The sequence below is a fragment of the Afipia sp. GW822-FHT04G07 genome (assembly GCF_058800765.1).
Genome location: NZ_JBXAMP010000003.1, coordinates 174948 through 181119 on the forward strand (window position 1 = coordinate 174948; position 6172 = coordinate 181119).

The 6172-nt window shown below is 63.2% G+C and carries 4 protein-coding genes; 3 read left to right on the top strand and 1 reads right to left on the bottom strand.

The genetic code is table 11. From position 1 onward, the window contains the following. The first annotated feature begins 82 nt into the window (after nt 1-82). From AC1RKJ_RS22905 to AC1RKJ_RS22915, 3 genes are all read left to right on the top strand, one after another. On the top strand, nt 83-382 hold the full coding sequence (locus AC1RKJ_RS22905) for a prevent-host-death protein (RefSeq protein ID WP_492793312.1): 300 nt from the start codon (nt 83-85) through the stop codon (nt 380-382). A 248-nt stretch (nt 383-630) separates the two neighbouring features. Beyond that, the gene (locus tag AC1RKJ_RS22910) at nt 631-1827 is read left to right on the top strand and encodes an RHE_PE00001 family protein (RefSeq protein WP_292616019.1); all 1197 of its coding nucleotides are present in this window, start codon (nt 631-633) and stop codon (nt 1825-1827) included. A gap of 45 nt (nt 1828-1872) precedes the next feature. Then, nucleotides 1873-5838, top strand: coding sequence for a PIN domain-containing protein (locus AC1RKJ_RS22915; protein ID WP_152648143.1), 3966 nt, complete (start codon nt 1873-1875; stop codon nt 5836-5838). A 112-nt stretch (nt 5839-5950) separates the two neighbouring features. Here the strand turns inward: AC1RKJ_RS22915 and AC1RKJ_RS22920 are convergent. Continuing rightward, the coding region (locus tag AC1RKJ_RS22920) for a hypothetical protein (protein WP_492793313.1) at nt 5951-6172 on the bottom strand (222 nt) is incomplete at its 5' end.

The window sequence follows — 6172 nt, forward strand, 5'->3', positions numbered from 1 at the left end:
GAAGATCGCCGCGACTTTCAACGGGCGCCGTGCGGAGAAGCCGCCCCTGCGGTAATATCGGGGCGAACGGAGGGAAGTCGCCATGAGCCGTCACCCCGGCCAAACCAACACGCCGCCGGCGGCGGCAGCCGAACGCCAAGCGACCGGGCGCGATCGTCGGGCCGTTCGGACCGTCGATCTGACCGAGGAGGACATTGCCGCGATCGAGGCCTCGGAGATGACGCCCGGCTTTGAGCACCTTGATGCCGAGCTTGAGCCAGAGCCGGCCTCGCTGGTCGAGAAGGGCGTGCGGTTCGCGCGAGAACTCCGCGCGCGAGGCGACAGGACCGATGCGCGGCCGGCCGACAAGGCCTTTCGCGACGGCCTCTACGACGACCGTTGAACTCGGCCGACACAGGTGTCGGCCAAAGCCGCGCCGTCGTTGCCGCCAAGCGAGCGCATCCGGAGGAGGGGAGAGGGCTGTCAGGGCTGCGTCCTCTCGTCGATCGGAGGCCCGGCGGGGTGATTTGCCGGGCTGAGGGCGCTCAGAATCGCTGATTTGCGCGGTGCCGTCCATGACTATCGATAAGAGGTAGTTATCGATAGTGAGAAGGTGCGGAAAAAGGCACCGCTATGACGGAAGCTATGTTCATGATAGCTTCCGTTGCACCGATTCCCGTTAAGGTTATCAAGCCCTTGCCTTCCGGCTACCAGATCCCGGATCCGCTGCCCTGGCCCCAGATCGCCGGGCCGCTCGCGGCCGCCGAGGACGCGCTCGCCCGCCTCGACGAGCGCCTGGCCAAAAGCCCGATCCGTGACGGCTGGATCGCCCGGACCCACTTCACCGACGCCTGTGCCAGTCTTTGGTTCGAAGGTGAGCTTGTCCATCTTGAGGACCTCGTTCTCCACGACGCCGAGATGGACGTCCGCGCCCCTACCCATGAGCTGACCCGGGCGCACGCAGTGCTGCGCGCCCGGCGGCGAATCGCAAATGCCAAGCCGGGCTGGGCGCTGTCGATCGCCGGGCTCGCCGGGCTGCGCGGCCGGGGAGGGCAGGGCGAGTTAGAAGACGGAAGCGGCGGCCGGAACGAGGAAACGGACGAGGAACTGGATGCGAATGAGGCTGGCGATGAGGCCGACTCGGCGGAGCCGCTTCGCCTCACTGTCACCGACGCGCGGCTGGCCGACGCCTTCGCAGCCGTCGACGCGGCGATCGCCAAAGCCGACCGCACCCTCGCCGGCGAGATTGCCACCAGCCGCTCGTCGGAACGGGACCCGCTTGTGTATGACCTCGACTGGGACGAGGACGAACGCCTCGACGCATGGCGCGCCGTCGTCGACCAGACCCACACTCTGCCACCGGCTTTGGCTGCCGCAATTGCCGCCGACGCTTGGAGCGCGCTCGAACCGCTGCAGCACACGCCTTGGCTCGGCCGCCTGCTCGCAGCTAGCGTGTTGCGCGAGCGCGGCAAGACCCGCTGGCACCTGTCCTGTTTCCATGACGGCCTCAAAGCCATTCCGCGGGAGCGGCGGCGGCCGCCGCGCGATAGCGCCGGGCGCCTTGCCATCCAGCTCGAGGCAATCACGGCCGCAGGCGCAGCCGGCCTGAAGGATCACGATCGCTGGCTGACCGCCCGCACCCTGCTGGCCCGCAAGCTCGACGGCCGCCGCTCCACCTCCCGGCTGCCGGCGCTCCTCGACTACGTGCTGACCCGGCCGATCGTCTCGGCCGGCATGATCGCCAAGGAGTTGCGGATCACGCCGCGGGCCGCCCAGGATCTGGTCGCGGAGCTCGGGCTCCGCGAGGCGACGGGGCGAGGGCGCTATCGCGCGTGGGGAATACTTTGAACATCTGCGCACTACAAAGACGATGGCGTTAGAGTGCGATTCGACATGTCATTGCTTGCCGCCACACAAATCCCCAAGCCCGCCGACGAACAGGCATTCGAGCGTGCCTCCATCGTGCTTTGGCGCGGTCTTCTCGGTGACCCGAACGTCCAACGCAACGGTCGTCGCGGTCAGCGCCAGAACGGCGTCGACCTCTTCGGCGTTCGCAACGGCGACCCAGCCCATCACGTCGGTATCCAGTGCAAGTTGAAGAGCGATGGGCATGGGCTGACTGCGGACGAGATTCGTGAGGAAGTCCGCAAAGCACTGACATTCCGGCCCGACCTGCGGGAATATTTCATCATCACGACCGCGCCCGACGACGTGGCATTTCAGGAACTGGTGCGCGAGCTCTCACTTGAGCAGAAGTCCAAGGGCCGCGCGATCCTGATCTACGTCTGGGGCTGGAACACGCTCGAGGAGCGGATCAGCGAGAGCGCTGAGGCGCGCAAGCAATTCGATCCGGACTACGGCGCTTTCAGCGAGCGGATTCTCGAGGAGGTCGAAAAGGTCGCAGTCGTCCAGGAAGAAACGAAGGCTAGCTTCGAAACCGGATTGTCCCGTCTCGACGCCCGCTTTGCCAGACTGGAAAGCATCCACCTCGCGCCGGGCGACTCGACAAGCGGTACGACTGCGCTCGAAGCGCAACTCGACGCAGAGATCAACGAATACCGTGACCTTGCTAACTCCGGCAAACCACGCACAGCGTTGCCACTGCTGGAACGTCTGCTCGCGCGCGTGGAACGCACGGCATCCGGCCGTATCCTGTTCCGGATCAAGGCTAATATTGGCTCCTGTTTGCTGGCCCTCGGCGATGACGAGAAAGCAGCGCGGCTCCTCTCCGACGCATACGATCACGCGCCGACGGAGCCGAAAGCAATTGCCAACAAGGCGTTTTCGCTTCTGCTGCAAGGGCGATGGCAGGACGTGCTGGCGTTCGGCCAAGACGCACTGAATACCGATCCCACGAACGAAGGCGTCGCCGGCTACCTCGTCCAAGCTGCGCGGTTCGACCCATCTATCGGGGATCCGCTCGACCTCATACCGGCCGACTTGAGGCGAACCGCTGCGGTTGCGGTTGGTCGCGTCGATGTGCTCCGCCACAAGGGCTTGATGCCGGCGTGGTGGGAGGCCGCGCAGCAGGCGCTCGCCGCGCATCCGGACGATCGCCATGCGCGGCAGTTCGCGGCTGACGCGGACCTCGATGAGATTCTGCGCAATGAGGGCGTGCAGCGCGGTCACCTGCTGACGCCCGATCAGCGAGCACGGATCACTGCGGCCACCAGCGTTTTACGCGAGCAATGGGACGCGGCTCGCTCCTCTGAAGGCGTTGTGCGTCCAGAGGACGCCGCACTCTGCAGCAACCTGGTGGTGGCATACCTCGCCCTCGACGATTTGCCCGCTGCTCTTGAACTTGCGCGGCAGGGCCTTGCTGCAGCGCCGGAGGATGTCGAGCTCGCCAAACGGGCTGCATTGGCAGCCGTCGAGGGCAATGATGATGAGCTCGCGTGCGATCTCCTCAAACGTCTTCCGGTTGGACCCGACGCGACCATTCTCGGTTTTCGTTACCACGCCGCACGCGGCGACTGGAGCGAGGTGGCACGGATCGGTCGTGAACAGAACGACACCATTCCCGATGTTGAGCGCACGCTTGTTGTGACGGCGTGCCGATTGGCCGAGCTGAAGCTTCAGCGGCCGAACGATCTTGACGTAAAGATCGCGGCGATCGCCGAAGAGGTTGCCGACGATGCGCGTTCCAGCATCGTTGTCGCCGACTTTGCGCGGATGGAGGGCCTGGAGGCGGTCGCCGAGGCTGCTTTTCACTCGGCTCTGCAATTGATTACCGCGGAAAGCCACATATCCGCACGGCTGATGGTTGCAATGCATGCAGTTCGACGCGGCGACGCCAATATTGTCGCGGACCTGCTCCACGGGCATGTTGCAGAAGATCACGATAATGACGCGCTCCGCTCGCTCGCCAGGGCTCTCGTGAATGACAGTCCGATCCGGCAGCGGGCGGTCCGCTTTTTCGAAAGACTGCCACCCACAATCAAGAGCCTCGAGTTCTATCTGCATGCAGAGGGCCTGCTGCACTACAACCGGGGTGCGCTGAAGGATGCCGAGACGTGCCTTCGTCGAGCGATTGCGCTCAGCGCAGATCTGACGAACTACCTGACACTCTTCTCTACGCTCCGGCGGCTGGATCGCCGCGGCGAAATCGGGCCCATTATCGAAAGCCTCGATCTCACCGCTGTCAAAGGGACCGCCGGTCAAAAAATGTATCTCGCCCAGGCGATGTTCGCCGAGGGTCTCCGTAAGCAGGCGCTGGCATTCGCTTACGACGTGTTGCAATCGGCGAAAAACGATGCCGAGGCGGCGCTGCGTTATTTTGGCCTGATGATGCTCGATCTCAATGGCCACGAAACGCTGCGACCCACGATCGTTGGGCTCGACGCCTGGGTGCGGCTAGAGGGTGCGCGCGGTGAGTCGGCAAGTTTCGTTATTGCGAACGGGCTGGACCGGCCGGCCGATGGGCTGGTGAGCCCCAAACACCAGCTGGCAGCTGCCGCCATGGGTCTAAAGGTTGGCGAGGACTTCACCGTCAAGGCCGCGTTCGGCACGGACGCGACCTGGCGTGTGGCAGAGGTAAAGCACAAATATCTGCATGCCCTCCACGACGTCATGGGGAATTTTCAAACGCGATTCCCCGACGCGCAGGGCTTTTACACCCTGAAAATGAAAGAGGGCGACGTTCAACCCGCCCTCAATGAGATCAAGAGGGTCTCCGAGAGCAACCGTAAACTCGCAGATCTCTATCTGTTGCAACACTTGCCAATGGGTATGGTGGCGAGCCGACTGGGGGGCGACGCCATCAGCTTCGCCGACTATGTCCGATCGCTTGATCATGACATCAGCACCTGCGCCGGCACGGCACAGGAGCGGGACGCTGCTCACGACGTGGTCGAGCAGCACCGTGCAGCGGGTGCAGTTTTCGACACCTACACGGCGTGGACGGTAGCAACGATGGACGCATTCGACGTCCTCCTCGCGGTCTTCGGAAAGCTCGTGGTTCCGCGATCCTGTATCGATGAACTTCGGGGGCTGCGCGACCGGGATGAGTTCGGCGGTGAGGGGAGGTCGATGACGATCGCCTGGCACGACGGCCAGTATATTCGGCAAGAGCATACCCGCGCGGACATAGAGGCGCGACGGAACTTCATCTCAGCTCAGATCGCAAAGGTCGAGGAGCATTGCGAGATCATCCCTGGCGTCGCTCCCGATACACCGTCTGAACTCGCCTCAATGCTAACAGAGACGTTTGGGACGGATGTACTCGACGAGGCGTACGTCGCGCGCGAGGGATACGTCCTCGTGTCGGAGGATATGTATTATCGACAGGCGGCCACAGCCGCCGTCGGCATTCAAGTCAAGAGTGTTTGGCTCCAGCCGATCTTTGCCTTTGCGCGGAAAGCATCATTGATTGACGCGAAGCGCCAAGCCGAAATTACGGTCAAGCTGGCGTGGCGGCGGCACGGTCACCTCTCTCTGGATGCCGAAACATTGTTGAGCGTGATGCAAGCGGACACAAGCGCAGAGCTTGCTGACTACCGGGCGACGAGCGCATTCATCGGCACTCGCAACGCCGACCTCATGTCGCATCTCTCGGTTTCTCTCGCGTTCCTGCTGCGCATTTGGCAGAACGGTGGCGTCGCACAGTTAAAGACTATGCGGGTAACCGGCATACTGCTCGAGCAGCTGACACGTTTTCGCAATAACGACTGGGCCTTGGTGCTTGCACTCGTTGAAGATGGAGCGTTATGGGATCTGCGCGAATATATCGACCGATGGGTGATCGGGCATTTCCTGGGGCTGGAGAAGTTGCGACAGGCCGAACGGGAGCTTGCGGCTATTCGGGCGACCAATCGGCCTAAAGCACGGCCGAGCGGTAGGCCGAAGCGGGCCGCCCGGTAGCCAAGAAAAGCTCATGTCCCTCTCAGCGCCAGATTTCCGAAATGAACGGCCGCCATCTACGCCATGTCGGCTTGATGAAATCTACGATTACGCGATGCCGGCATGAGGGAACCTACGATACAGTGCCTGCGAATACGAACCCGGCTCCAGGCCCGGAAGACAAATAAGCCGCAAAGTTGCGCGGCAACTGCGGGGGTGCCAGATGCGGATACATACCGAGGTTGTCGATGGCCCCTTGGCGTTGCGAATGCGGCGCCTTAATGCGGCGCGGGAACGGGCTATAGGCCGCCAAATTCTGACGCTCCCCCTTCTTGCCGCACAACTCGCCGGCGGC

What these genes read in the sequence shown, in the direction of transcription:
- AC1RKJ_RS22915 (WP_152648143.1), top strand. Translation starts at nt 1,873, where the DNA reads ATGTCATTGCTTGCCGCCACACAAATCCCCAAGCCCGCCGACGAACAG.
- AC1RKJ_RS22910 (WP_292616019.1), top strand. Translation starts at nt 631, where the DNA reads ATGATAGCTTCCGTTGCACCGATTCCCGTTAAGGTTATCAAGCCCTTG.
- AC1RKJ_RS22905 (WP_492793312.1), top strand. Translation starts at nt 83, where the DNA reads ATGAGCCGTCACCCCGGCCAAACCAACACGCCGCCGGCGGCGGCAGCC.